This window comes from Streptomyces sp. MUSC 14, assembly GCF_001866675.1.
Classification (GTDB): Bacteria; Actinomycetota; Actinomycetes; order Streptomycetales; family Streptomycetaceae; genus Streptomyces.
The window spans coordinates 87,833-113,771 of the sequence record NZ_MLYN01000051.1; the positions used below are offsets into that span (position 1 = coordinate 87,833).

At 72.2% G+C, this 25,939-nt stretch carries 26 protein-coding genes; 15 read left to right on the forward strand and 11 right to left on the reverse strand.

Annotation, left to right across the window (positions count from 1 at the left end; genetic code table 11):
• Window positions 1–281 precede the first annotated feature (281 nt).
• The 7 genes from BIV25_RS31165 (at window position 282) to BIV25_RS31195 (ending at window position 5,455) form a co-directional block, all read left to right on the forward strand.
• A complete protein-coding gene (locus BIV25_RS31165) occupies window positions 282–1,178 on the forward strand; it encodes a DMT family transporter (RefSeq protein ID WP_071375915.1) in 897 nt (298 codons plus the stop codon).
• 53 nt (window positions 1,179–1,231) lie between these two features.
• Window positions 1,232–1,747, forward strand: coding sequence for an NUDIX domain-containing protein (locus BIV25_RS31170; protein ID WP_071375815.1), 516 nt, complete (start codon window positions 1,232–1,234; stop codon window positions 1,745–1,747).
• A 21-nt stretch (window positions 1,748–1,768) separates the two neighbouring features.
• Window positions 1,769–2,161 carry a YidH family protein gene (locus BIV25_RS31175; protein WP_071375816.1) on the forward strand — a complete coding sequence of 131 codons (393 nt, stop codon included), beginning with the start codon at window positions 1,769–1,771 and terminating at the stop codon, window positions 2,159–2,161.
• Window positions 2,149–2,472, forward strand: a complete 324-nt coding sequence (locus tag BIV25_RS31180; RefSeq protein WP_071375817.1) for a DUF202 domain-containing protein — start codon at window positions 2,149–2,151, stop codon at window positions 2,470–2,472. Before BIV25_RS31175 ends, BIV25_RS31180 begins: the two co-directional genes overlap by 13 nt.
• A gap of 262 nt (window positions 2,473–2,734) precedes the next feature.
• Window positions 2,735–3,034 (forward strand): hypothetical protein, encoded by a 300-nt coding sequence (locus BIV25_RS31185; RefSeq protein ID WP_071375818.1) that lies wholly within the window; start codon window positions 2,735–2,737, stop codon window positions 3,032–3,034.
• Between the two features lie 167 nt (window positions 3,035–3,201).
• Entirely contained in the window at window positions 3,202–4,224 is a 1,023-nt protein-coding gene (locus tag BIV25_RS31190) for a phosphotransferase family protein (protein ID WP_071375819.1), read from the forward strand.
• Window positions 4,225–4,231: 7 nt separating this feature from the next.
• Window positions 4,232–5,455 carry an acyl-CoA dehydrogenase family protein gene (locus BIV25_RS31195; RefSeq protein WP_071375820.1) on the forward strand — a complete coding sequence of 408 codons (1,224 nt, stop codon included), beginning with the start codon at window positions 4,232–4,234 and terminating at the stop codon, window positions 5,453–5,455.
• Window positions 5,456–5,527: 72 nt separating this feature from the next.
• On the opposite strand, the gene BIV25_RS31200 is transcribed toward BIV25_RS31195, so the two are convergent.
• Genes BIV25_RS31200 through BIV25_RS31210 form a run of 3 tightly spaced genes read right to left on the reverse strand, consistent with a single transcriptional unit; the run spans window position 5,528 to window position 8,602 of the window.
• Entirely contained in the window at window positions 5,528–6,121 is a 594-nt protein-coding gene (locus BIV25_RS31200; RefSeq protein WP_071375821.1) for a TetR/AcrR family transcriptional regulator, read from the reverse strand.
• A 37-nt stretch (window positions 6,122–6,158) separates the two neighbouring features.
• The gene (locus tag BIV25_RS31205) at window positions 6,159–7,832 is read right to left on the reverse strand and encodes a class I adenylate-forming enzyme family protein (protein WP_071375822.1); all 1,674 of its coding nucleotides are present in this window, start codon (window positions 7,830–7,832) and stop codon (window positions 6,159–6,161) included.
• Window positions 7,829–8,602 carry an SDR family oxidoreductase gene (locus BIV25_RS31210; RefSeq protein WP_071375823.1) on the reverse strand — a complete coding sequence of 258 codons (774 nt, stop codon included), beginning with the start codon at window positions 8,600–8,602 and terminating at the stop codon, window positions 7,829–7,831. The genes BIV25_RS31205 and BIV25_RS31210 overlap by 4 nt, the downstream gene beginning before the upstream one ends.
• 95 nt (window positions 8,603–8,697) lie before the next feature.
• Here BIV25_RS31210 and BIV25_RS31215 point away from each other — a divergent pair, with 95 nt between their 5' ends.
• Together BIV25_RS31215 and BIV25_RS31220 are read left to right on the forward strand one after the other, a co-directional pair.
• Window positions 8,698–9,918 (forward strand): exo-beta-N-acetylmuramidase NamZ domain-containing protein, encoded by a 1,221-nt coding sequence (locus BIV25_RS31215; RefSeq protein ID WP_071375824.1) that lies wholly within the window; start codon window positions 8,698–8,700, stop codon window positions 9,916–9,918.
• 29 nt (window positions 9,919–9,947) lie between these two features.
• A complete protein-coding gene (locus tag BIV25_RS31220) occupies window positions 9,948–11,243 on the forward strand; it encodes a serine-threonine protein kinase (RefSeq protein ID WP_071375825.1) in 1,296 nt (431 codons plus the stop codon).
• 39 nt (window positions 11,244–11,282) lie between these two features.
• On the opposite strand, the gene BIV25_RS31225 is transcribed toward BIV25_RS31220, so the two are convergent.
• Complete coding sequence (locus tag BIV25_RS31225) at window positions 11,283–14,072, reverse strand: penicillin acylase family protein (RefSeq protein ID WP_071375826.1); 2,790 nt, start codon at window positions 14,070–14,072, stop codon at window positions 11,283–11,285.
• A gap of 219 nt (window positions 14,073–14,291) precedes the next feature.
• Here BIV25_RS31225 and BIV25_RS31230 point away from each other — a divergent pair, with 219 nt between their 5' ends.
• From BIV25_RS31230 to BIV25_RS31240, 3 genes are all read left to right on the forward strand, one after another.
• Window positions 14,292–14,894, forward strand: coding sequence for a hypothetical protein (locus BIV25_RS31230; RefSeq protein WP_071375827.1), 603 nt, complete (start codon window positions 14,292–14,294; stop codon window positions 14,892–14,894).
• Between the two features lie 96 nt (window positions 14,895–14,990).
• The gene (locus BIV25_RS31235; protein WP_071375828.1) at window positions 14,991–15,749 is read left to right on the forward strand and encodes a 3-keto-5-aminohexanoate cleavage protein; all 759 of its coding nucleotides are present in this window, start codon (window positions 14,991–14,993) and stop codon (window positions 15,747–15,749) included.
• 93 nt (window positions 15,750–15,842) lie between these two features.
• A complete protein-coding gene (locus tag BIV25_RS31240) occupies window positions 15,843–16,910 on the forward strand; it encodes an RNA ligase (ATP) (RefSeq protein WP_071375829.1) in 1,068 nt (355 codons plus the stop codon).
• A gap of 34 nt (window positions 16,911–16,944) precedes the next feature.
• On the opposite strand, the gene soxR is transcribed toward BIV25_RS31240, so the two are convergent.
• Window positions 16,945–17,403 (reverse strand): redox-sensitive transcriptional activator SoxR, encoded by a 459-nt coding sequence (gene soxR, locus BIV25_RS31245; RefSeq protein ID WP_071375830.1) that lies wholly within the window; start codon window positions 17,401–17,403, stop codon window positions 16,945–16,947.
• 149 nt (window positions 17,404–17,552) lie between these two features.
• Here soxR and BIV25_RS31250 point away from each other — a divergent pair, with 149 nt between their 5' ends.
• On the forward strand, window positions 17,553–18,014 hold the full coding sequence (locus tag BIV25_RS31250; protein ID WP_071375831.1) for a MaoC family dehydratase: 462 nt from the start codon (window positions 17,553–17,555) through the stop codon (window positions 18,012–18,014).
• 13 nt (window positions 18,015–18,027) lie between these two features.
• Here BIV25_RS31250 and BIV25_RS31255 read toward each other — a convergent pair whose 3' ends face one another.
• From BIV25_RS31255 to BIV25_RS31265, 3 genes are all read right to left on the reverse strand, one after another.
• Entirely contained in the window at window positions 18,028–18,651 is a 624-nt protein-coding gene (locus tag BIV25_RS31255) for a TetR/AcrR family transcriptional regulator (protein WP_071375832.1), read from the reverse strand.
• A gap of 103 nt (window positions 18,652–18,754) precedes the next feature.
• Entirely contained in the window at window positions 18,755–19,042 is a 288-nt protein-coding gene (locus tag BIV25_RS31260; RefSeq protein ID WP_071375916.1) for a YiaA/YiaB family inner membrane protein, read from the reverse strand.
• Between the two features lie 61 nt (window positions 19,043–19,103).
• Window positions 19,104–20,255: an acyl-CoA dehydrogenase family protein gene (locus tag BIV25_RS31265; RefSeq protein ID WP_071375917.1), complete on the reverse strand. Its 1,152-nt coding sequence runs from the start codon at window positions 20,253–20,255 to the stop codon at window positions 19,104–19,106.
• A gap of 65 nt (window positions 20,256–20,320) precedes the next feature.
• Here BIV25_RS31265 and BIV25_RS31270 point away from each other — a divergent pair, with 65 nt between their 5' ends.
• Both BIV25_RS31270 and BIV25_RS31275 read left to right on the forward strand, forming a co-directional pair.
• Entirely contained in the window at window positions 20,321–20,968 is a 648-nt protein-coding gene (locus BIV25_RS31270; RefSeq protein WP_071375833.1) for a TetR/AcrR family transcriptional regulator, read from the forward strand.
• 41 nt (window positions 20,969–21,009) lie between these two features.
• Window positions 21,010–21,723 carry a helix-turn-helix transcriptional regulator gene (locus BIV25_RS31275; protein WP_071375834.1) on the forward strand — a complete coding sequence of 238 codons (714 nt, stop codon included), beginning with the start codon at window positions 21,010–21,012 and terminating at the stop codon, window positions 21,721–21,723.
• Window positions 21,724–21,759: 36 nt separating this feature from the next.
• Here BIV25_RS31275 and BIV25_RS31280 read toward each other — a convergent pair whose 3' ends face one another.
• The 3 genes from BIV25_RS31280 to BIV25_RS31290 form a co-directional block, all read right to left on the reverse strand.
• Window positions 21,760–22,842, reverse strand: coding sequence for a Zn-dependent alcohol dehydrogenase (locus BIV25_RS31280; protein WP_071375835.1), 1,083 nt, complete (start codon window positions 22,840–22,842; stop codon window positions 21,760–21,762).
• Window positions 22,843–22,874: 32 nt separating this feature from the next.
• Complete coding sequence (locus tag BIV25_RS31285) at window positions 22,875–24,263, reverse strand: aldehyde dehydrogenase family protein (protein WP_071375836.1); 1,389 nt, start codon at window positions 24,261–24,263, stop codon at window positions 22,875–22,877.
• 126 nt (window positions 24,264–24,389) lie between these two features.
• Window positions 24,390–25,760 (reverse strand): ABC transporter ATP-binding protein, encoded by a 1,371-nt coding sequence (locus tag BIV25_RS31290; protein ID WP_071375837.1) that lies wholly within the window; start codon window positions 25,758–25,760, stop codon window positions 24,390–24,392.
• Window positions 25,761–25,939: the final 179 nt, after the last annotated feature.

The window sequence follows — 25,939 nt, forward strand, 5'->3', positions numbered from 1 at the left end:
CCCAAGGGTCGCGTCAAGCGGAACGCGGTGTTACGAGCTTCAACTTCCGTTTTCTCAGCGGAACTTGAGGAAGTCCGCGCAGGTGGCCCGGGACGCCGGCGGGGCGGTCCGCGGCCGGCTGTGGCGTACGCCATGGCGCGGACGGACGAGGCCACGGAACATGGCGAGCCGACCGCCCGCCGACTGCTCCGGGTGCGGGCACTTCCGGGTCAAGGCCGCCCCCGGGACGCTACAGTCGGCCCTTGCACGCCCGTGGTCCGCCGATGATCGAGGTACGCAGCGTGTCCGTTCTGGTTCTCCTTGTCGCCGTGAGCGCGGCCTGCTGCCTGGGCCTCGGCTTCGTGCTCCAGCAGAACGCCGCCCAGAAGGCACCGCTCGGCGACTTCCTGTCGTTCCGGCTGCTGCTCGACCTGATGCGGGTGCCGCGCTGGCTGGGCGGGCTCGCCCTGATGGTGTCCGGCATGGTGCTGGGCGCGATCGCCCTCGGCGAGGGCGAGATCTCCCTGGTGGAACCGCTGCTCGCGACCAACCTGCTGTTCGCGCTCGCCCTCTCCCGGTACCAGACGAAACAGCCCCTGGGCCGGCAGGGCTGGGCGGGTCTGCTGCTGCTCGCCGGAGGGGTGAGCGCGTTCATCACGGCGGGTGAACCGCGCGCCGGCCATGCCGTCACCGATCCACTGCGGCACTGGCTGATCATCGGCCTGACGGTCGGCGCGGCCCTGGTGCTCACGACGTACGGCAAGCGCTCCCGGATCGGCTGGGGCCCGGTCCTGCTGGCCACGGCGGCCGGGCTGCTGTACGGCGTGCAGGACGCGCTGACCCGGGTCAGCGGCACCCGGTTCGCCGCCGGCGGCTTCCCGGAACTGCTCACCGGCTGGCAGCCGTACGGCGTGCTGGTGTGCGGGGTGACCGGGCTGGTCCTGGTGCAGAGCGCGTTCGAGACGGCCCCGCTGCGCATGTCGCTGCCCGCGCTCACCGCCGCCGAACCGCTGACCGGGATCCTGTGCGGGGTGGGTTTCCTGGGCGACCGGCTGCGCACCGACACCGGGGCGCTGGCCTGGGAGGCGGCAGGGCTCGCGGCCGTGGTCGCGGGCATCGTGCTGCTCGGGCTGCATCCGGCGATGCCGTGCGGCCCGGCGCAGGCGCAGCCCCCGGCCCGCGACCTCCAGCGCCGCTGAGCCCCGGGGCTGCCAGCGGGGCCTGCTTGGATGAGGGCATGAACCCTGCTGACGTGAACCCCGCGGACGAGATCCTCGACATCGTCGACGAGGACGACCAGGTCGTCGGCCGGTGCCCGCGCGGCGAGGCCTACGCCCGGGGCCTGCGCCACCGTTGTGCGTTCATCGAGGTCCGGGACGCGGCCGGCCGGCTCTTCGTGCACCGGCGCACGGCCACCAAGCTGGTCTTCCCCTCGCTGTACGACGTCTTCGTCGGCGGGGTCGTCGGCGCGGGCGAGTCCTACGACGAGGCGGCGCTGCGGGAGGCCGAGGAGGAGCTGGGGGTGAGCGGGCTGCCGCAGCCGCAGTTCCTGTTCAAGTTCCTGTACGACGACGGTGCCGGGAACAGCTGGTGGTCGGCGGTGTACGAGGTGCGCTGCGAGCTGCCCGTGCGCCCGCAGGCCGAGGAGGTCGAGTGGCACGGCTTCCTGTCCGACGAGGAGGTCGGGCGGCGGCTCGCCGAGTGGGCGTGGGTGCCGGACGGGCGGGCGGCGTACGAGCGGCTGCGGGCGTTCCGTTCCGGCAGGTGAGCGGCCGGTAGGGTCGGCACCGTGAGCGATTTCGTGCGGAACGCCCGGCTGTGGTTCGCGCCGGAGCGGGTGCGGGACGAGGGCAGCACGCCCGACTACCGGTTCTCGCTGGCCAACGAGCGCACGTTCCTCGCCTGGCTGCGCACGGCGCTCGCGCTGATCGGCGGCGGGTTCGCGGTGGACCAGTTCCTGCCGCACCTGAGCCGGCCCTGCCGGGTCGGGCTCGCGCTCGCCCTGCTCGGCGCCGGGGTGCTGTGCTCACTGCGTGCGGTGAACCACTGGGTGCGCTGCGAGCGGGCGATGCGGCGGGGCGAGGATCTGCCCGCGTCCCGGTTCCCGGCGCTGCTGAGCCTGGTCGTGGCGGTGGTGGCCGTCGCGATGGTCGTCGTGGTGCTGGTCGGATGGGAGAGGTGAGCACGACCGGGCGGGACCCGGGGCTGCAGCCGGAGCGCACGCGGCTGGCCTGGCGTCATACGACACTCTCGGCCGGCGTGGCCGCCGTACTCGCCGCGAAGGCCGCGCTGCACGGCGGCGCGTCGGCCACCGGCCTCAGCGTCTGCGCCCTGTGCTGCCTGTTCTTCCTCGGCTTCCTGGGGGTGGCCCACCACCGGATCCAGGCCCTCACGGCCCACGCCCACCCACCCGCACTCACCCCGCACCAGGCGACGGCAGCAGTGCTGTACGCGCTCGCCCTGGTGACATGCGCGACGATCCTGCTGACCTGAACCGCACACTCTTCCCGAACCCCCTCGGGACGACACACCACCGCACCCGAGCCCCCACGGCCCACGGCCGCCCAGCGCCAGGCGACGACGGCGGTGCTCTCCGCGCCGGCCCTGGTGGCGTGCGCAGCGATCCTGCTGGCCCGAGCTGCGCCACGCGCCCGATATGCCCGGATATTTACCGTCCGCGCGTAGCCTGTGCGGCGTCGCAACCCGCCACGACCGCCCCCGCAGGGGCGAGACCCCGCCGCCGAAGGTGAGCACCATGACCACCCTCCACCAGGAACACACCGAGCACGGCACACACCGCCACGGTCCGGGCTGCGGGCACAGCGCCGTGCCGCACGGCGACCACACGGACTACGCGCACGACGGCCATCTGCACCGCGAGCACGAGGGCCACTGGGACGAGTGCGAGCCGGCCGGGCACGCCCCGCACCAGGGCCATGAGCACGTGCACCACGACGAGTGCGGGCACGCGCAGGTACGCCACGGCGACCACGTGGACTATCTGCACGACGGGCACCGGCACGCCGAGCACGGGGACCACTGGGACGACCACTGACCCGGGCGGAACCGGGGCCGACGGCTCTTCGGGCGGCACGCCGGGGAGCCGTCGGCCTATCGTGGCTCCGGTCACGTTCGGGCTTGTCTTCGGCGCACCCACTGGACGACATACCGACCGGTCGGCATCATGAACGGGTCACGTTCACCCGTTCATAGGAGTGATGCATGAGCGCCGACCACCCGCCCGGACTCGACCTGGACCGGCTGCGCGCCCTGCTCGACCGCGAGCGCCCGGGTCTCGTCACCGGCCCGCTGACCGGCCGGCTGATCGAGGGCGGCCGGTCGAACCTCACCTACGCGGTCTCCGACGGCACCGCGCGGTGGGTCGTCCGGCGGCCCCCGCTCGGCCATGTGCTGGCCACCGCGCACGACATGAGGCGCGAACACCGCGTGATCAGCGCCCTGCACCCGACGCAAGTGCCGGTGCCGGGCCCCGTGCTGCTGTGCGAGGACGAAGAAGTGCTCGGGGCGCCGTTCTACGTCATGGAGTTCGTCGAGGGCACCCCGTACCGCACGGCGGAGCAGCTCGCCCCGCTGGGCGCCGAACGCACCCGGAACGCGCTGCTGTCCCTGGTGGACACGCTGGTCGAGCTGCACGCGGTGGACCCCGCCGAGGTGGGCCTCGCCGACTTCGGCCGGCCGGAGGGCTTCCTGGACCGGCAACTGCGCCGCTGGGGCAAGCAGTTGGACGCCTCCCGCAACCGTGACCTGCCCGGCATCGACGAGCTGCACGCGGCCCTCGGCCGCTCCCTGCCCGCCTCCCCCGCCCCGGCCGTCGTACACGGCGACTACCGCCTCGACAACGTCCTGATCGGCGACGACGACCGGATCAAGGCGATCCTCGACTGGGAGATGTCCACGCTCGGCGACCCGCTGACCGACCTGGGCCTGCTGGTGATGTACAGCCGGCCGCTGGAGCTGCCGGACTCCCCCATCTCCACGACCGCCACGGCCGTCGGGCACCCCTCCCCCGAGGAGCTCGTCGAGCGGTACGCCGCGCGCTCGGGGCGCGACGTGTCCGCCGTCTCCTGGTACACGGCGTTCGCCTGGTTCAAGCTCGCCGTGATCCTGGAGGGCATCCACTACCGGTTCACGCTCGGCCAGACGGTCGGGCGCGGCTTCGACCGGATCGGCGACCTCGTGCCCGTCTTCATCGACCACGGACTGACCACTCTTCAGGAAGGCTGATCCAGAAATGGACTTCGCGTTCGACGCGCGCACCGAGGAACTGCGTGCCAAGCTGCTCGCCTTCATGGACGAGTACGTCTACCCTGCCGAGGCCGTCGCCGAGGAGCAGCGGGCCGCGCTCGCCTCCCCCTGGGACACCCCGGCCGTGGTCGGCGAGCTGAAGGCCGAGGCCCGCAGGCAGGGCCTGTGGAACCTCTTCCTCCCGGACGCCGAGTACGGCGCGGGGCTGACGAACCTCCAGTACGCGCCACTGGCCGAGATCACCGGCCGCTCCCCGCATCTGGCGCCCACCGCGACGAACTGCGCGGCGCCCGACACGGGCAACATGGAGGTGCTGGCCCAGTTCGCCGACGAGCGGCAGAAGAAGCAGTGGCTGGAGCCGCTGCTGGCCGGCGAGATCCGCTCGGCGTTCGCGATGACCGAGCCGGAGGTGGCCTCGTCCGACGCCACGAACATCACCACCCACATCGAGCGAGCCTCCGACGGTACTGACGACTACGTCATCACCGGCCGCAAGTGGTACATCTCCGGCGCGATGAACCCGGACTGCAAGATCTTCATCGTGATGGGCAAGACGGACCCGGACGGCGCCGACATCCGCCGCCAGCAGTCGATGGTCCTGGTCCCGCGCGACACCCCGGGTGTGACCGTCAGGCGCGCGATGCAGGTCTTCGGCTACGAGGACCACTCGCACGGCGGCCACGCCGAGGTGGTCTTCGACCACGCGCGCGTGCCGGTCACGAACCTCATCGGCGAGGAGGGCGGCGGCTTCGCCATCGCCCAGGCCCGGCTCGGCCCCGGCCGGATCCACCACTGCATGCGGCTGATCGGCATGGCCGAGCGGGCGATCGAGCTGATGTGCCGCCGCGCGGTGTCCCGTACGGCGTTCGGCAAGGCGCTGGCCCAGCAGGGGGTCGTCCAGAACTGGATCGCCGATGCCCGGGTGACGGTGGAGCAGCTGCGGCTGCTGGTGCTGAAGACGGCCTGGCTGATGGACACCGTCGGCAACAAGGGCGCCCACACGGAGATCCAGGCCATCAAGATCGCCACCCCGCGCGCGGTGGTCGGCATCCTGGACCGGGCGATCCAGCTGCACGGCGCCGGCGGCGTGAGCCAGGACTTCCCGCTGGCCGAGCTGTACGCGAGCGCCCGCACCCTGATGCTGGCGGACGGCCCGGACGAGGTGCACCAGCGGTCGCTGGCGCGGCGGGAGTTGAAGAAGTACCTGTAGAAGCACCCGCCAGGGAGCATGGGTAAGGGGCGTCCGCCTGGCGGACGCCCCTTACCCATGACTCATGCGCTGCTACGGCCGCAACGCCCGCAGCAGCAGGTCCGCCAGGTGGTCGGCGACCTGCTGCGGGGTGAGCGGGCCGTTCGGGCGGTACCAGGTCGACAGGTGGTGGACCGAGCCGAAGTGGTAGTCCACGACCAGGTCGGCCGGGGTCGCCGTGGAGAAGACGCCCTCCTTCTGGCCCTCCTCGATCAGCGCGCGGAACCGTTCGTGGTAGCGCCTGCGCTCGGCGCGGACCTGCTTGCTCTTCTCCGGGCTCAGATGGTGCATCGAGCGGAAGAAGATCATCGCGTCGTCGAGGTTCTCGATCGTCGTGACGACCACGTCCGCCGCGGCGCCCCGCAGCCGCTGCTCGACCGGTGCGGCCATGTCGGCGAAGTGGTCGAGCCGCTCCATCTGGAGGCGCAGCACGCGCGCGTACACCTCGTGCAGGAGGTCGTCCTTGGAGCCGAAGTAGTGGTACAGCGCCCCCTTGGTGACGCCCGCCGCCTCCACGATCTCCTGCACCGAAGTGCGGTCGTAGCCCTGCTCGGCGAAGAGCCGGGTGGCGGCGGCCAGCAGCCGCTGCGGGACGGGCGTCCCGTCCCCGTCCGTCGTCCTGGGCACTGCGGGCCACCTGCCTTTCCGTGTCGCTCGTTGTCGCTCAGTGTTCGTCGTGCGCGCGGGAACGCAGTTCCCGGCGGAGGATCTTCCCACTCGCCGTCTTCGGCAGCTCGGGCAGGATCTCCACCTGACGCGGGTACTTATAAACCGCAAGTCTCTCCTTGCAGTACACCGCGAGTTCATCCGGGTCCGTCTCGGCGCCCGGACGAAGGCTGATATACGCCTTGACGGTCTCGCCACGATAGCCGTCGGGCACCCCGACGACGGCCGCCTCGCGCACCGCCGGGTGGGTGTAGAGCACGTCCTCGACCTCGCGCGGCCACACCTTGAAGCCGGACGCGTTGATCATGTCCTTCTTGCGGTCGACGACGTACAGCCAGCCCTGTTCGTCCATGAAGCCGATGTCGCCCGTGCGCAGCTCGCCGTCCGGGAAGGTCTCGGCGGTGGCCTCCGGGCGCCGCCAGTAGCCGGGGATGACCTGCGGGCCGCGCACGACGATCTCGCCCTGCTCCCCGAACGGCACCTCCTCGCCCTGGTCGTCCAGGATGCGCACCATCACGCCCCGCACGGGCACGCCGACGGCCAGCGTGCCGGAGGCCGGGTCGACGGGTGCCTCCAGGCCGGGCGGCACCGAGGCGCAGGGCGCGCTGCATTCGGTGAGGCCGTAACCGTTGTGGATGTACGGGCCGAAGGTGTCCCGGAACGTCCGCACCAGGGCGGGCGGCAGTGGCGCGCCGCCGGAGTAGACGACCTGGAACGAGGAGAAGTGGTCGCGGGTGACCGCCGGATGCGCCGCCAGTGCCATGAAGGCGGTCGACGGGCCGACCGTGTAGACCGGCCGGTGCTCGGCGAAGGCGTCGAGGACCACTCCGGCCTCGAAACGGTAGGCGAGGACGAGTGTGCCCGCGCTGTTCAGACAGGCACCGAACTGGCACACCATGCCGGTGATGTGGAACAGCGGCGCCATTGCGAAGTACACGGGGGCGTCGGGCAGGCCGAGTCCGGCGGACTGCTGTTCGGCGTTGTGCATGATGTTGCCGTGCGTGTTGGTGGCCCCCTTGGGGGTGCCGCTGGTGCCCGAGGTGTAGCTGATCAGGGCGATGTCGGACGGTGCCGGGGCGCGGTCCCCGGGCACCCGGTGTCCCTGCCGGGCGACGGACGCGAGGTCGTCGGCGTCCGCGGCCTGCGGCAGCCGTTCGAAGGTCAGCACCCGCGCGTCGTCCCGGCTCTGGAAGTCCAGCTCGCAGGCGGTGAGCACGATCCGCACGGGTGAGCCGGCGGCCGTGTCGCGCAGGTAGGACTCCCAGGCCCGGTCGGCGCAGACGAGCGCGGCCACCTCGGCGTCCCGCAGGACGTGGGCCACCTCCGCCGACTTGTACATCGGGTTGACGGGGACGACCGTCGCGCCCGCCTTCCAGGCGCCGAGCACGGCGAGCACGAAGTGCGGGGAGTTCTGCAGCAGGACGGCCACCCGGTCACCGGGCCGCAGGCCGCGGGCGGCGAGGTGAGCGGCGACGGAGTCGCTGAGCTCGTCGGCCTCGCGGTAGGTCAGACGGCCGTCGAAGTAGGCGAGGAAGGTGCGCTCGGGCGCCTCGGCGACGGCCCGGCGCAGAGCATGCACCAGGGAGTCGTCCGGGTCGACCGGGCCGCTCAGGGCGTCGTTGCGCAGGGCCAGCCAGGGCTGGGCCGCGTAGCCGGACCCGGACGCGGTCACCGGGCCTCCTCCCACGTGCGCTGGATGCGGTTCATGCCGTTCAGCCAGCGGTCGGGCTCGGCGGCGCGCGCCTGGTAGAAGCCGGCCACCTCGGGGTGCGGCAGGATCAGGAAGCGGTCCTCCTCGATCCCCCGGAACAGGTCGTCCGCGACGGCCTGCGGCTCGATCGCGGTCGACTGGAGCACCAGTTCCCCGGCGCTGCCGGTCGCGGCCAGCATGTCCGTGCGCACGCCCTGCGGACAGATCGCGTGCACCTTGACGCCCCGGTGCCGGTACGTCAGCGACAGCCACTCGGCGAAGGCGTAGGCGCCGTGCTTGGTGACGCTGTAGGAGGGGGCGCCGATCATGGTGAGCAGCCCGGCGGCCGACACGGTGGACACGAACCGGCCACGGCCGCGCTCCAGCCAGTCGGGCAGCAGCTCGTGGGCCGCGCGGACATGCGCCATGACGTTCACGTCCCAGGACAGCGCCCAGGACCGCTCGTCGAGCGGCCCGCCCGCGCCGCCGTCCTCGAAGGCGACCCCGGCGTTCGCGCAGTAGACGTCGACGGTGCCGCCGAGTGCGTCCCGGGCGTCGGCGACGATCGCGGAGGCGTCGCCGGGCACGGCGGTCCCGCCGATCTCCGCGGCCACCGCCTTCGCCTTCTCGGCGTCCAGGTCGTTCACGACGACCCGCGCCCCCTCGGCGGCGAACCGCCGGGCCAGCGCGGCCCCGATCCCTCCGCCCGCCCCCGTGACGACCACTCCCGCATCCTGCACGGCTTCCACCACCGGTCTCCTTCGACACGACGCGACTCGGCTCAGCGCTCGCCAGACTAACCAGTCGGTATGTGTAAAAGGAAGAGTGACCGCACCACCCTCAAGGCATGCATCTGTCCCGACGGAACCTCCTCGCATCGGCCACGCTGGCCGCCGCCCCACGCCCGCCGCTGCACCGCGGACACGTGCGAACCGGCTTCGAACGGCTCGCGGCCGACGGCTACTCCCTCTTGAAGGACCAGCGCGTCGGCGTCGTCACCAACCCCACCGGCATCACCCGGGACGCCCTGCACATCGTGGACGTGATGCACCGGGACCCCCGGGTCCGGCTGACGGCGGTCTTCGGCCCCGAGCACGGCTTCCGGGGCACCGCGCAGGCCGGCGGCTCCGAGGGCCGCTCCACCGACCCGGCGACGGGCCTTCCGGTCTACGACACGTACCTCAGGAGCGGACAGGCCCTCGCCGACATCTTCACCGCCGCCGGTGTCGACACGGTCGTCTTCGACATCCAGGACGTCGGCGCACGCTTCTACACGTACATCTGGACGCTCTACGACTGCATGGCGGCGGCCCGGCTCGCGGGGAAGCGGTTCGTGGTCCTCGACCGGCCCAATCCGGTGACCGGCCGCGAGGCCCGAGGACCCGTCCTGCACAAGGAGTTCGCCACCTTCGTCGGCCGGCAGCCGATCGCGCAGGCGCACGGCATGACCGTCGCGGAGCTGGCGCGGCTGTTCAACGGGGAGTTCCTGGACCAGCCGGTCAGGCTGGACACCGTCCTGATGAGCGGGTGGCGGCGCCAGGACCGGTACGACGCCACCGCCCTGCCGTGGGTGCCGCCGAGCCCGAACATGCCGACCCCGGACACGGCGCTCGTCTACTCCGGCACCGGCATGTTCGAAGGCACCAACCTCTCGGAGGGCAGGGGCACGACGAGGCCGTTCGAACTGCTCGGCGCCGAGGGTGTCGACGGTCGCTGGGCCGCCGCCGCGAACGAACTGGCCCTGCCCGGCGTGCGGTTCAGGGAAGCCTACTTCGCGCCCACGTTCTCCAAGTTCGCGGGCCGGACGGTCGGCGGGGTGCAGCTCCACGTGACCGACCGGACCGCCTACGACCCCGTGCGCACCGGGATCGCGCTCCTGGTGACCGCGAAGCGGGTCTGGGCGGACTTCGCCTGGCGGCCGGACCACTGGATCGACACGCTCACCGGATCGGCCCGGGTGCGCACGATGATCGACGCGGGCGCGGGCACGGACGAGGTGACGGGCGCCTGGCAGGACGAGCTGGCCGCGTTCCGGCGCACGCGAAAGGGGTATCTCCTGTACGAGTGAGGCGCGATGTATGGCCGAGGGAGCCCGGCATGGCGGATCCTGCAATGAGCGTGACTCCCTACTGGGAGCTGACCTTCGACGCGGACGGGGACGTGGACGGCCCCGAGCGCGACCGGTTGCTGGCAGAGGTCAAGGAGCGCGGCGTCCGTGACCTGATCGTCTTCGCCCACGGCTGGAACGACGACCGTTCGAGCGCGACCGCGCTCTACCGCGACTTCTTCGCCCCGATCCCGGGGCTCGCTCCGCACGCCCGCCTCGGCTACGTGGGCGTGATCTGGCCGTCGATGCGCTTCAGCGACGAGCCGATCCCCGACTTCCCGAAGTCGGCGGCGGTCGCGGCGGCGCAGCCGGCGGGGCTGGACGCGGCCACGCAGCGCGCGCTGGTGGCCGTCTTCCCCGACCGGGCGGCGCTGATCGGCCGGTTGGCCCGGATGCTGGACGAACGGCCGGACGGCGCGCAGGGGCTGGCCGCGTTCGGGCGGCTGGTCCTGCAGCTGATCGACGGGGAGCGGCGGCCCGGCGTCGCCGACACGGAGGAGGAGGGCGAGCCGCGGGTGTTCGCCGAGGACGCGGCGACCGCGTGCGCGGAGTTCGCCGAGGCGCTCGCGGCGGTCCGGTCCGCGGCGGCCCCTGCCGAGGGGTTCAGCATCCCGAACCCCTGGGAGGGTGCCAAGGAGCTGCTGCGGCAGGCGGCGTACTACACGATGAAGCGGCGCGCCGGGACGGTCGGCGAGCACGGACTCGGCCCGGCGATCGGAAGGCTGGCGGAGGCGGCGCCCGGGGTGCGGGTGCATCTGACGGGGCACAGCTTCGGCGGGCGGCTGGTGTCGTTCGCGCTGCGCGGGCTGCCCGACGGGGTGCGGCCGGTGAAGTCGGTGACGCTGCTGCAAGGCGCCTTCTCGCACTACGCGTTCGCGGAGCGGGTGCCGCAGGCTCCGGACAGGGCAGGGGTGTTGAAGGACCAGCAGCGGCGGATCGACGGTCCGCTGGTGGCCTGCTACTCGCACTTCGACACGGCACTGGGCACGTTCTATCCGCTGGCCTCGCGGCTGTCGGGGGACGACCGCTCGTTCGCGGGCGGTGAGATCGCGGCCCTGCTGGGGCCGGAGTGGGGTGCGCTGGGGCACGACGGGATCCAGGCGGTGCCGGGATCCGCGCGGCTGGATATCGCGACGGCGCTGGCCTCGGGGCTGCCGGCGACGGGGTGCGTGAGCGTGGACGCGGCGTCGGTCGTCCGCCGGGGCGGCCCGCCGGCCGGGGCGCACAGCGACATCGGGCACCCCGAGCTGGCGCGGGTGATCCTGGCGGCGGGCCGGATCGGCTGAGCCGGCCCGCCGCCAGGGCGTCACCCCGTGCGCGTCACCTCACCGGTGCGAGGTGTATTCCACCACCTGCTGGAAGGTCGGCCGGTTCTGCCAGCTGATGTTGCCGTGCTTGATCCCGCCCAGGGTGCGCTGCACGATCGAGTCGGCGCACCACTGGTCGCCCGCGGAGCACAGGGAGTCTCCGGGGTAGACCTGGGCGGCGGTCATGCCGGCGGCCTGGTCCAGGGTGCTGATCAGGATGTTGCGGCAGGAGCCGAGGTCACCGCCGCCGCAGTACTTCTCGGCGAGTCCCCCCTGCACGTTCTCCCCGAGCACCGCCCGGATGTCCTTGTCGACATAGCTCCACCAGCCGTACTGGAAGGAGCTGCCGGCGTGCGCGCCGGTCGGGCCGTGTCCGGCGGAGGGAGCCTCGTCGATGTACAGGTTGTCGGTCAGGTCGGTGTAGAGGTCGCTGCCGAGCCCCGGTTCGAACTCCGCCTTGACCAGCAGCGGCCACCACGCGTCCAGGATGCGGATCGCGTCGGCGTCGGCGTACGTCTTCGAACCCGCCGAGGTCTCGGTGCGCTTGGCACCCGCGGTGATCCAGGCCTGGAGCTTGTTCACCGCGGCGGCGGCCGTCGGGTCGGACACCGCCGAGGAGTTGATCACCTTGAGCAGCTTCGGCAGCACGTCCTCGGCGCGCAGGTCGGCGAGGGCCGCGTCCGCCATGGCCTGCACCAGCTCGGTCCGGGTCACCCCGCCGGCCGCGACCAGCTTCTTCACCCGGTCGTCCAGCAGATTGCCGCGGTGCACCGATCCGTCGCCCCAGGACGCGGTCGTGTAGTCCTTGGCCTGCTTGTTGTTCCAGGAGACGTAGTAGTCCTGGTCGATGGAGTTGGGGTGTGCGGAGGCCGGGGTGTAGTCGGCCGTGTTGGTGTCCGGGTCCCAGTTCCGCCACTCGTACGCGGGCTGCGCCCAGACGGGGAACTCGGCGTCGACACCGGCGGCCCGGACCGGGTTGTCCCCGCTGTTGTAGTACGCGGTGTGCCGGGAGTCGACGTAGAACCAGTTGAACGTGAAGTTGATGTGCTGGGCCGCGCTCTGGAAGTCCTGGGGGCCCTTGACGTAGTCGGGGTCGTTCAGCATCTGGAAGCCGATGATCGAGTCGGCCTCGTGCAGGTACGACGAGCGCAGCGTGGTGTAGGCGACCTTCTTGCCGCCGACGGTCGCGCGGTACTCCACCGGCCCGTACTTCGTGCGCCAGACCTTCATCGTGTACGACCCCGCCGGCGTGCTGTCGGCCGTGGTCGGTGACCAGGCGTTCTTCTGCTCGACCTCGTCCATGGCCGTACAGGTTCCGTGGTACAGGTAGTGGTAGTCGTCCTGGCACAGCTCGACGGCGTAGGTGTCGATGATGTCCTGGCCCGAGGTGGTCGCGGACCACGAGTAGTCCTGGCCGCGGCCGAGTTCGACGTACATGCTCAGGCCTGCGAAGGAGGCGCCGCGGGCGCTGATGCCCGGCCCCTGGATCTCCTGGAGCATGAGCAGCTGCGGGGCGAAGTAGCCGGTCTGCGGCCCGAAGACGGCGATCGGATGTCCGCTGGCGGTGTACTTGCCGCTCACGACGAGGGCGTTGGACATCCCGCGGTGGGACGAGCTGAGCGTGGTCTTCGCCGCGGCGGCGGAGGTGCTCCTGGCGGCCGCGGTGGCCGCGCTGCCCGTACGGTCGTAGACGAGCGGTTCCTGGGTGACCGAGCCGGCGTCGGGCAGGGCCTCGCCCTGGGCGGTGTCCGGCTTGCCGCCGTAGGGGAAGCCCGATCCGTCGTGGACGGTCAGGACGGCCTCGGGGTCGTTGCGTTCACGGAAGGACTCCCAGACCTTGGTGCCCTCCTCGACCCCGTACTTCTGCTGGGCGGCGAGCAGGGAGACGGCGTTGTTGACCTCGCCGCCACCGCCGGAGCCGAACAGCGTGCCGATGACGGAGGCCAGCGCGACCAGGTCGGTGATCTTGAAGTGGTCGATGGTGCCGGCGTTGGTGATCGGGTCCTTGTGGCCGGTCAGGTCGTACTCGCCGGGGAAATAACGGCCGCTGTCGGAGGCGTCGATGTACGAGTTGATGCCCGCGAGGTAGGCGTTGGCATCGGCGAGCGCCTGCTGGCCACGGGCGCCGTTCTTGGCCACCGCGTTGTCGATCTGCGCCTGGAGGTCGGCCTCGGTGTAGGGCGCGTTGCGGTAGAACTCCTGCTCCAGGCCCTGGTTGGCGGCGGCGCCGCCGGCGAAGGAGGTCAGCTGGCCGCGGCCGACGTGCCGGAAGACGTCCATCAGCCACAGCCGGTCCTCGGCCGCCGCGTATCCGGCGCCGAACTCGGTGCCGTACCGGGTGGTGCCTGTGATGTGCGGCACACCGGTCTTCTTGTCGCGGACGATCGTCACGTCACTGCGGCCGGCCGGGTTCTCGGTGGACGCGACCTGGTCGGACGGGACGCCGAACGACGAGTCGTTGAAGAAGTTGTTGATCGTCGCGTCGGTCAGGCCCTTGTACCCGTTCGCCAGGTTCGCGTACGGACCGAGCTGGTCCTCGGCGTGCGAAGGCTGGGTGCCGAAGGCCTGGTTGAGCAGGATCTGCGCGAGGGTGGCGTTGCCGTTCTCGCCGGGCGGCAGGATGTCCGAGCACTGGCCGCCGCAGTAGTCGTTCGAGGCGGTGGCCGTGGCGGCGGACGCGGCCGTCTGCGTGAGAGGGGAGAGCAGGCCGCCGACGAGGACGCAGATCGAGGCGGTCTTCAGGAACCTGGTGAAGCGGCGGGACGTTCTCAGTCTGACAAGGGCGGTGCGTGGGGTTCGCCGTGGCATGGCAGCTCCTAGCGACTGGGGTGGCCGAAGGTTACCGCCGGTATCCCCAGCTTTAAAGATGAACATGCGTCACTTTCTGGAGTCAGCAAGCAGAACCACGAGACGAGATGGAGCCGAATCGCCTGTCGATACGTCTACTCGTCGACGCCGTTGCGAAGTCCGCGCGGCAACGCCGAAGTGACCGAAGTACAGGTGCAGGTGTGACGGAGGTGCAGGGCGATGGCGGGTTTCCGGAGTCTGGCGAGACAGGTACGCGATCCGGGCTGCGATCTGGCGCTGCGGCGGTACTCACTGCGCAAGTGCCTTGAGAAGTTCGCCCCTTACGGGCATCGGGCGACCTGGGACCATCTGTGCTCCCGGGCGGGCTTCGGCCCGGAGGACCGCTCCCCCGACCCGGCGCGGCTCGTGGCCGCACTGGAGGAGCTGGAGGAGGCCCGGTCCGTCTGGCTCGCCTACGAGACCGACTTCACCGAGCGGCGCAGGAAGGAGAAGCACGACGGGCTGCGCCGGCCCGGCAGCGTGGACGACTGGCACCGGATGACCTGGGGGGGCTTCGGGGTCGCCTGGTGCGACGACCCGCGGGTGCACCCGGCCGAGCCGCTGGCGGAGGTGCTGCGCCGCCTGATCGCCGCGCTGGGGCGCACACCGGGCTCGTGCTGCCCTGTCTGCGGCGCGGACCGCCTGGTCTGGCGCTACGGCCTGGACCACGAGCCGTCCTCCGGCCCCGTCTGCACGGACTGCGGGATCCTCGTCCCGCGCCCGCTGCTCACTGCGCGCGTACTGGAGTACGCCCGGCGGGGACGGCTGCTGATGTCGGCCTGAGAACAGGGGGTTTCACCCTCGGGGGGTGCGAAGGGGGATGCCGCATCCCTGCTGGGACCGAGCCCGTTGTCAGTGGCGACTGCCACCATCGGGGGCATGGTGCAGGTCTGTCTGAACGGGCGCCGCTCCGCCGTCGACGGCGCGAACGTGCCGATGTCCCCACAAGAACTGGCCCGCAGCGCGGCGGAAGCCGTGGCAGCCGGGGCCACCGAGATCCATGTCCACCCCAGGACGCCGTGCGGCCACGACAGTCTCTCCCCGCGCGCCCTCGCGCCCACGCTGGAGGCGATCCGGGCGCGGGTGACGGTGCCGGTCGGGGTGACCACGGGCGCGTGGGCGGAGCCCGACCCCGCGGCCCGGCTCGCGCGGGTGCGCGGCTGGTCGGTGTTGCCCGACTTCGCCTCGGTCAACTGGCACGAGCCGGGCGCCGAAGCGGTCGCCCGGCAGTTGCTGGACACCGGCGTGGGCGTCGAGGCCGGTCTCTGGTCCGGCACGGACGGCGCGGCCCGGTTCGCGCGCTCCCCCCTCGGACCGAGGGTGCTGCGTGTGCTGGCCGAGGTGACGGATCCGGCCCCGGCGACCGCCGGGTCCTCGGCGCGGACGCTGCTGTCCGCCCTCGGTGAGGCGCACGGCCGCCCGGTGCTGCTGCACGGCGAGGAGGACGGCACCTGGCCGGTGCTGCGCCTGGCCGCCCGCCTGGGCCTCGCGACCCGGATCGGCCTGGAGGACACGCTGTTCCTCCCCGACGGCCGCCGCGCGTCGGGCAACGCCGAGCTGGTCGCGGAGGGCCTGGTCCAGTACGCGCGCTCCCGGGGCCGGACAGGAGCCGGAGATCACGACGGTAGCAGCCGCTAATCCACTCGCTCCACCCGTTTGCGGCTCGCAGAGTAGGGCGCGATGAAACACGTCTGAGGGCCGTCGAGGTGCCCTTCTTCCCGAGGAGTTGTGATGTCGACGCTGCGCGTCACCGCCGAAGTGCTGACCGTCCACGAGCATCCGAACGCCGACGCGCTCGAACTGGCCCAGGTGGGCCTGTACCGCGCGGTCGTCGCCAAGGGCGCGTACCGCACCGGAGACGCCGCCGTGTACATCCCCGAGCAGGCGGTGCTCCCGCCCGGGCTGATCGAGGAGCTGGGGCTGACCGGCCGGCTGGCGGGCGGCGAGGCCAACCGGGTCAAGGCGGTGCGGCTGCGCGGCGAGCTGTCGCAGGGCATCGTGTGCCGGCCGGCGGCGCTGGCCGGCCTCGATCTGGCGCACGCGGCGGCCGAGGGGACGGACTTCGCCGAGCTGCTGGGCATCACCAAGTGGGTGCCGCCGGTCCCGCCGACCATGCACGGCGAGGTCGAGCCGGCGGCGGCGCTGCTGCCCTGGGTCGACATCGAGAACATCCAGCGCTACCCGGACATCTTCGCGCCGGGCGAGCCGGTCGTCCTCACGGAGAAGCTGCACGGCTCGGCGTGCCTGCTGACGTACGTCGCCGGCGAGGGCCGGGCGTACGTGTCCTCCAAGGGCTTCGGCGCCAAGTCCCTCGCTCTGAAGGAGGATCCGCGGAACCTGTACTGGCGGGCGGTGCGCGGACACGGCGTCGCCGAGGTCGCGGCACGGCTGTGCGAACGGCTGGGCGCCACCCGGGTCGGCGTCTTCGGGGAGGTGTACGGCGCGGGCGTGCAGGACCTGGCCTACGGCGCGGACGGCCGGCGGGAGACGCTGGGGTACGCGGCGTTCGACGTGTCGGCCGAGATCGACGGCACCGTGCGCTGGCTGGACGCCGCCGAACTGCTGGCAGGGGAACTGCCGCTGGTGCCCCGGCTGTACGCGGGACCGTACGACATCGATCGGGTACGGGAGTTCGCGAGCGGCCGGGAGACCGTGTCCGGGCGGGCGCTGCATCTGCGGGAGGGCGTGGTCGTACGGCCCGCGGCGGAGCGGTACAGCGCGGTGACCGGGGGCCGGGCGATCGCGAAGGCGGTCAGTCCGGCGTACCTGACGAGGAAGGGCGGCACCGAGTACGAGTAGGGGCGGCCCGAAGGGGCGCGGCGAACTGCGCCCCTCAGCGCCCCTCCGCGAACAGCCGCGATCCCGTCTGCCGCTCGCCGAACACGTCGTCCGGATTCGACAGCACGCAGGTCTCCAGCGACAGGCACCCGCATCCGATGCAGTCGGTCAGGTGGTCCCGCAGCCGGTTCAGCTGTCTGATGCGCTCGTCCAGCTCCGAGCGCCACCTCTCCGAGAGCCGCGCCCAGTCCTCACGGTTGGGCGTGCGCTCCTCCGGCAGCTCCGCCAGGGCGTCCCGGATCACGGCCAGCGGGATGCCCACCCGCTGGGCCGCGCGGACGAAGGCGACCCGGCGCAGGGTGTCCCGGCCGTAGCGCCGCTGGTTGCCGGTGGTGCGCCGGCTGCTGATCAAGCCCTTGGCCTCGTAGAAGTGCAGCGCGGACACCGCGGCGCCGCTACGCGCGGACAGCTGGCCGACGGTGAGCTCGTGGACCTTCTCGGGAATCTGGGGCACTCCTCAGAGCCTAGGCCCTGTCGTCACGCTCCGGCGGGAGTGTGACGACAGGGCCTGGTGGCCGCGCACCCGTCGCGGTCCGTTGACAGGCGCCCCGCGTCCGACCATGCTAAGCAGTCGCTTAGAGAATCGAGCGAGAGGCCGGGAACATGGCAGAACCGAGGACCTTCACCTCCCCCGACGCGCTGAAGGCGGCCGTGGGCGAGCAGCTGGGGTACACCGACTGGCTGGAGGTCGACCAGAAGCGGATCGACCTGTTCGCCGACGCCACGGGTGACCACCAGTGGATCCACGTGGACCCGGAGAAGGCCGCGACGGGGCCGTTCAGGACCACCATCGCCCACGGCTATCTGACCCTCTCGCTGCTGCCGCTGTTCGGCCCGCAGCTGATCCGGGTCGAGGGCGTGACGATGGGCGTGAACTACGGAACGAACAAGGTCCGCTTCCCCGCCCCCGTCCCCGTGGGCTCGCGGGTGCGCGCCACCGCGAGGATCACCGGTGTCGAGGACGTCACCGGCGGTGTCCAGGTGACGGTCGCCTTCACCGTGGAGCGCGAGGGCGGCGACAAGCCGGTGTGCGTGGCGGAGTCGGTGTCCCGGTACTACCTGTGACGGCGCGGGCGCCCTACCCGGCGCCCACCATCCGCAGGACGAGGCCGGCGTAGAGCGCGCCGACCTCCTCGGGGGTGCGCGGGCCGTTCACGGTGAACCAGCGGGCCACGTCGATGCAGAGCGAGAGCACGGCGAGCGTGGTGCCCTGGACGTCCGGCACATCGAACTCGCCCGCGGCCACGCCGTCCTCGATGATCCCGCGCACCTCGGCGTCGACCTGGCGGCGCAGCGCCACGATCTCCGCGCGGGCCTCGGGGCCGAGGGCGTCGAGTTCGTACTGCACGACGCGTGCGGTGGTGCGCCGCCCGGCGTGCCAGCGCACGAAGGAGCTGACCGCGTCGGCCAGCCGCTCGGCCGCGGTGCCCTCGCGCCGCGCCGCCGTGCGCAGGATGTCGAGGGCCTTGTCGTGGCCGATGCGGCTGATCCGGTGGAGCAGCTCTTCCTTGGTCTTGTAGTGGATGTAGAGCGCTGCCGGGCTCATGCCGGCGCGGCCCGCGATGTCCCGGGTCGTCGTCGCGTGGTAGCCGCGCTCGGCGAAGGCCTCCACGGCCGCGACGAGCAGCCGCCGGGCCGCGTCAGGGGTGACCTGTTCCCACGGCTCCATCTCGCCGCCGGTCGTCTCCTGCGCCGCACTCATCGCTCGCTCGCCCCTCTCGATGACAGGAGCACCACCATACCGCCGAAGGTGAGCGGTCGCTTAGTGCGCCTGTCCGGATCTTCACGGTTCAGATCGTCGCGGTTCAGATCTTCTCGAAGGGGTCGTGTTCGGCGAGGAGCTTCTCCAGACGGGCCTGGTCGACCCGGCTGACGATCTGCCCGGCCTCCTGCCGGTCCCGGATCACCTTGGCGAGGGTGAAGGCGGAGGTGACGAGGTACAGGACCGCGATCGCGAGGAAGGCCCGGACCCAGGCGCTGGTGTCGAGCTGGTAGATACCGATGGCCGTGGCCGCCATCGCGATGGCGAAGGAGGCGACGGACTGGCCGTAGAAGGCGGTCGTGCTCTGCTGCTTGACCGGTGTGTCACTCATGGGGAAGAGCATCGGCGGACGTGGCCCGCGCCACATCCGCCGAAATACTCAGACGACGTACTCAGAACGCCGAAATCCCGGTCAGGGAACGGCCGATGAGCAGCTTCTGGATCTGGCTGGTGCCCTCGTAGAGGGTCATCACGCGGGCGTCGCGCAGGAGTTTGCCGACCGGGTACTCGTCGATGTAGCCGTAGCCGCCGAAGACCTGGAGGGCGTTGTTCGCGGCGCGCACGGCGGCCTCGGAGGCGAACAGCTTGGCCTTGGAGGACTCGACGGCGAACGGCTGCCCGCGGTCGATCAGATCGGCGACCCGCCAGGTCAGCAGCCGGGCCGCGTCCACGTCGACGGCGATGTCGCTGATCAGCTCCTGCACCAGCTGGTGCCGGGCGATCGGCTTGCCGAACTGCTCGCGCTCGCCCGCGTACCGGACGGCCGCGTCCAGCGCGGCCTGCGCGATGCCGACGCACCCGGCGGCCACCGACATCCGCCCCTTGGCCAGCGCCGACATGGCGACCGAGAAGCCCTTGCCCTCCTCCCCCAGCATCGCCGAGGCGGGCACCCGGACGTCCTCGAAGGCGAGTTCGGCGGTGGCCTGGCCGCGCAGGCCGAGCTTGCCGTGGATGGTGCGGCGGGTCAGGCCGGGGGCGCTGGTGGGCACGAGGAAGGCGGACACCCCCTTGTGGCCGGGGGCGTCGGTGGAGCGGGCGAAGAGCAGGACGACGTCCGCCCAGGTGCCGTTGGTGATGAACATCTTCGCGCCGTTGATGACGTAGTCGTCGCCGTCGCGCACGGCGCGCGTGGTGAGGTTGCCCGCGTCGGAGCCGGTGCCGGGCTCGGTGAGGCCGAAGCAGCCCACGTACTCCCCCGAGGTCAGCCCCGGCAGCCAGCGGCGCTTGTGTTCCTCGTCCCCCCAGGCGGCGACGGTCTTGGCGACGAGCCCGAGAGAGACCGAGACGATCCCGCGCACGGAGGAGTCGCCACGCCCCAGTTCCTCGGTGACCAGGCAGTACGCGAGATGGTCGCCGCCGCAGCCGCCGTACTCCTCGGGGACGGTCAGCCCGAGGAAGCCGACCTCGCCGAGCTTCTTCACGATGCCCCGGTCCACCTCTTCGGCGCGGTCCCAGGCCACGACGTGCGGGGCGATCTCGCGCGCCACGAAGTCCCGGGCGAGCTGCCGTACGGCGGCCTGCTCCTCGCTCAGCTCCAGGTTCACCACGCGATCACCCCACGCTAAAATTAGCACTGCTAGTTTCTATTCCCAGCCCTACTATGTGCGCCATGGCCCGACCGCGCAAGCCCCTCCTCAGCACCGACCGGATCGTCGAGACGGCCCGGGAACTCGTGGACCGCGAGGGACTGGCGGCCGTCTCCACCCGCCGGCTCGCCGCCGAGCTGGGGGTGAGCGGACCCTCGCTCTACAACCACTTCCGCACCAAGGACCAGATCCTGGAGGCGGTCGCGGACTCGGTGAGCGCCCTGGTGGACCTCGCGATGTTCGAGGACGGCCGCGACTGGCGCACCGCACTGCACGACTGGGCCGTCTCCTACCGGGCCGCCCTGCGCGACCACCCCAACATCGTCCCGGTGCTGGCCCGGGGCCCGGGCCGCCGCCCGGCCGCACTGCGCCTCGCCGACGCGGTCTACGGCGCCATGGTCGACGCGGGCTGGCCGCCGGCCCAGGCGACCTCGATCGGCGCGCTGATGCGGTACTTCATCATGGGCTCCGCGCTCGGTTCGTTCGCCGGGGGCTTCGTGGACGACGCGAGCGCGTACGACCCGGCCGACTACCCCCACCTCGGCCAGGCCCACCTTCTCGCCGAGCAGCAGGAGAAGATCGACGAGCGGGCCTTCGAGGCGGGGCTGACGGCACTGCTGGACGGGCTGGAGCGGCAGTACGAGCAGGCCGGGCAGGACGTACAGCGATAGTTCGGCCGGCGCCGACGTGTCCGTGCCGCATGCTGGGTCGCATGACCGCCAAGGATGCGCGGGGCGCCGCACTCGCCGCGCTCGCCGCGCTGATCGCCGACGAGACCCGCGCCACGTGTCTGCTGGCGCTGCTCGACGGGCGGGCCTGGACGGCGGGTGAGCTGGCCCGGCATGCGGGAGTCGCCGCGTCCACGCTCAGCGAGCATCTGGGCAAGCTGGTGGCCGGGGGTCTGCTCGCCGAGGAACGGCAGGGACGGCACCGGTATGTACGGCTGGCCGACGCGCGGGTCGCGGGGCTCGTGGAGGATCTCGCCGCGCAGGTGCCCGCGGCGGCGGTCCGGCGCCCGCCCCGGACGCTGCGGGAATCCGGTGCCGGGTCGGCGATGGCACGCGGGCGTACCTGTTACGACCATCTCGCGGGGCGCGTCGGGATCGCGCTCACCGACGCGCTGACGCTGCGGGGGCTGCTGCGGCAGGACACCGGGTTCGCGCTCACGGACGCGGGGCTGGCGTGGTTCCGGGAGGTGGGTATCGCGCTGGAGGTCTCGGGCCGGCGTCCGCTCGCCCGCGCCTGCCTGGACTGGACCGAGCGGCGTCCCCATCTCGCGGGCGCCGCCGGGGCCGCGCTGTGCCGGCATGCGCTGGATGCCGGGTGGTGTGTGCGGATCGGGTCGGAGCGGGCGGTGAAGGTGACTCCCTCGGGGGAGCGGGAGTTGTCGGAGCTGCTCGGCATTCCGTCGCAAGCGTTGCGCTGAACTCCAGCTCACCCGGGGCCCTTCGGGACGCGAGCCTCAGAACACCACCAGCGCCCGGCCGCCCTTGCCCGCGAGCATGTTCTCGAAGGCCGCCGGGATGTCCTCCAGGGTGATGCGGTCGGTGACCAGTGCGGACAGGTCCAGCCGGCCCGCGCGTACGTGCTCGGCGAGGACCGGGAGGTCGCGGGCCGGATCGGTGTTGCCGTAGACGCAGCCGGACAGGGTGCGGCCCCAGTGGAAGATCTCCAGGGCGTTGAAGGTGACCTGCTCGTCCTTGCCGCCGATGCCGACCACCGTCGTACGGCCGCCCCGGCGGGTGGCGTCCCAGGCGGCGCGGATGCTCACCGCACGGCCCGCGCACTCCACGGCGACGTCCACGCCCTGCTTGCCGGTGAGCGCGCGGATCTCGCGGGCGGTGGTGTCGGAGGCGAGGACGAAGTCCGTCGCGCCGGCCGCGCGGGCCAGTTCCTCCTTCGCCGGGGAGACGTCCACGGCGACGATCCGGGACGCGCCCGCGATACGCGCCGACTGGAGGGTGGCGAGGCCGACGCCGCCCACGCCGAAGACGGCGACCGTCTCGCCGGGGCGGACCTTGGCCGAGTGGTGGACGGCGCCGTAGCCGGTGAGGACGGCGCAGCCGAGGAGGGCGGCGTCCACCAGGGGCACGCCCTCGGGGAGGGGGAGCACGCAGGACGCGGGGACGACCGTCTCCTCGGCGAACGCGGCCACGTTCAGGCCGGGGTGGAGCTCGGTGCCGTCGGCGGTACGGGCGTAGACGTCGGCGGCGCCGTTCAGCGCGTTGGCGCACAGCCAGACCTCGCCGAGCGAGCAGGCGTGACAACTGCCGCAGGAGGGCGCCCAGTTGAGGACGACAGGGGCGCCCGGGGACAGGTGCGCGACGCCCTCGCCCACCGCCACGACCGTGCCCGCGCCCTCGTGGCCGAGGACCGCCGGGACCGGCACCCGCATGGTGCCGTTGGACAGGGACAGGTCGGAGTGGCAGACGCCCGCGGCCGCGAGGCGGACGCGGACCTGTCCGGGACCGGGGTCGGGCAACTCGACGTCGGTGATCTCCAACTGCGCGCCGACGGCGGGCAGGACGGCGGCTCGTACGGCCATGGGTCGCGTGCTCCCTTGGAACTGGAAGGACTTCAGAACTGGAGGGACTTGGTCTGGAGGTACTCGGCGAGTCCGTACGCGCCGAGTTCCCGCCCGACCCCGGACTGCTTGTAACCGCCGAAGGGGGCGAGGGGGTTGAACCGGCCGCCGTTGATGTCGACCTGGCCGGTGTCCATGCGGCGGGCGAAGGCGACCGCCTCGGCCTCGTCGGCGGCCCAGACGGCGCCCGCGAGTCCGTACACCGTGCCGTTGGCGATGCGCAGCGCGTCGTCCTCGTCGTCGTACGGCAGGATCGTGAGGACCGGGCCGAAGATCTCCTCCTGGGCGATGGTCATCTCCGGGGTCACGTCGGCGAAGACCGTCGGACTGACGAAATAGCCCTTCTCGTGCGGCGATCCGGGGCCGCCGGTGACGAGGCGCGCACCCTCGGCGACGCCCTTCTCGATGTAACCGCGCACGCGGGCCTGCTGCTTGGCGCTGACCACGGGGCCGATGCGGTCGCCGTACTTGACGGCGGCGGTACGGGCCAGTTCGACGGCCTCGTCGTACCGGTCGCGGTGGACCAGCATGCGGGTCCAGGCGCTGCACGTCTGGCCGGAGTTGGACATCACGTTGGCGACGCCGACGTTCACCGCCCTGGCAAGGTCGGCGCTCGGCAGGATGACGTTGGCGGACTTGCCGCCGAGTTCGAGGGCGACCCGCTTCACGGCCGCTCCGGCGACGGCGCCGATCTGCCGGCCGACGGCCGTGGAGCCGGTGAAGGAGACCAGGTCGACGTCCGGATGTTCGGCGAGGGCCTGGCCGGCGACCGGGCCGAGGCCGGTGACCAGGTTGAACACGCCGGCCGGCACGCCCGCCTCGTGGACGGCCCCGGCGAACAGCTGGGCGGTGAGCGGGGTGTCCTCGGCGGGCTTGAGGACGACCGTGCAGCCGGCGGCCAGGGCCGGGGCGACCTTGGCGACGATCTGGTGCAGCGGGTAGTTCCAGGGGGTGATCGCGCCGACGACACCGACCGGCTCGGCGAGGACGGTGGAGTTGCCGACCTTCTCCTCGAAGGAGTGGGCGGCCGCCAGCTCGGCGTAGGAACCGGCGACCGCGATCGGCACGGCCGCGTGCACGGCCTGGGAGAACGGGAGCGGGGAGCCCAGTTCGGCGGTGACCGTCTCGGCGATCTCGTCCTTGCGGGCCACGAGGACGTCCCGGAGCGCCGTGAGGCGTGCGGCCCGCTCGGCGGGGGGTGTGGCGGCCCAGCCGGGCAGGGCGGCCCGGGCCGCTCGGACAGCCGCGTCGACGTCCGCCGCGCCACCGGCCGGGACCCGGCCGATGACCTGCTCGTCGGCCGGGTTCACGACGTCGATCGCGTCCGTGGTCGCGGCGGGGCGCCAGGCGCCGTCGATGTACAGGCCGTCATGTGCCTTCATGATGGTGCTTCCTCCCGGCGGTTCGGCGTCGTCCGGCACACAAACTAGCGGCGTTAGTTTTGCTGCGCCAGACACCACTGGCCGCCGCCGGACGCTCCCGGACATCATCGCCGGGCCGGGCGGCGTTCACTCGCCCAGGTCGGGCAGCCGGTCGGGGGACGGGCAGATCCGGTCGCCGTGCCGGTCGAAGACGAAGAGCCGCTCCAGGTCGACGAGGAGCGGGACCTGCATGCCGTGGTGCAGCCGGACGTCCGGGGTGGTGCGCACGACCAGGTCACCCGGGAGCCGGACGCCCGACCGCGCGGACTCCGCCGTCGCGTCCTGCGCCGGCTGCTCCATGACGACCACCGGACCGGCCACCGGACCGCCCACCGGCCCCGCACGCCGGGATCCCGCCCGCTCCCGCAGCCGGTCCAGCATGCCCGGCCGCCCCTGCCGACGCGGTCTGCGCGGGGGCCGGGCGGCGGGGCGCGGGCCCTCCAGTTCGGGTACGACGGCGGGCCGCGAACCGGTGTCGAAGTGCACGAGGACCTCGTGCCCCTGGAACTCCGCATGCTCCACCAGCCCGGTGATCAGCACCTCGCCCGGCCGGGCCGCGTCCCGGTCGGCGATGCGCACCACCTCCGAGCGCAGCCCGACGATGACCTCCCTGCCCTGCTGCACCCGCAGCAACCGGTGGTCCAGGGAGAGGGGTTCGGGCAGCCGGAGCGCCTGCTTGCCCAGGCCGATCGTCATCGCGCCGTCGAGCGGGGCCCGGATCACGCCCTGGAGCAGGTTGATGCGCGGGATGCCGATGAAGGCGGCCACGAAGACGTTGCGGGGCAGGGCGTAGACCTCGCGCGGGGTGCCGACCTGCTGGAGCACTCCCCCGCGCAGCACGGCGACCCGGTCGCCGAGCGACATGGCCTCGGCCTGGTCGTGCGTGACGTACACCGTGGTGACCCCCAACTCCCGGGTCAGCCGGGATATTTCGGCCCGCAGCCGATTGCGCAGCTTGGCGTCCAGGTTGGAGAGCGGCTCGTCCATCAGGAACGCGGACGCGCGGCGGGCGATGGCGCGGCCCATCGCGACCCGCTGCCGCTCACCTCCGGAGAGCTGTCCCGGGTAGCGGTCGAGCAGTTCCTCGACGCCCAGCATGCGGGCGGTGGCGTCGACGCGCGGAGCGGGGTCGGCGCCGGGGTCCTCGATGCGCAGCGGGAAGCCGATGTTGTCGCGGCTGTTCATGCTCGGATAGAGGGCGAAGTTCTGGAACACCATGGCGATGTCCCGGCCGGCCGGCTGCCAGTCGTTGGCGCGCTCCCCGTCGAGCAGCAGCTCGCCCGCGTCGATCTCCTCCAGGCCCGCGATCATCCGCAGCACGGTGGACTTGCCGCAGCCGGACGGGCCGAGCAGGACCAGGAACTCGCCGGGCGCGATGTCCAGCGAGAGGCCGTCGACCACGCGCGTGCCGCGCACGTAGGACTTGCTCACGTCGTGCAGTGAGATGGCGCGTGTCATGCCTGCCGCCCCCGGGGGCTGTCCGGAGCGCCGCTGCTCCGTGGTCCGAACGCCCCGCGCGGTCTCACGGGGCCTGTGGGTCACGGAAGTTAACGGAATGTGCCCGGGCGAGGGAAGACACGCGAGGACGGAGAGAACGGCGGGGCAGGTGGGAGCGGAAGCGGAGGCCCGAATTCAGC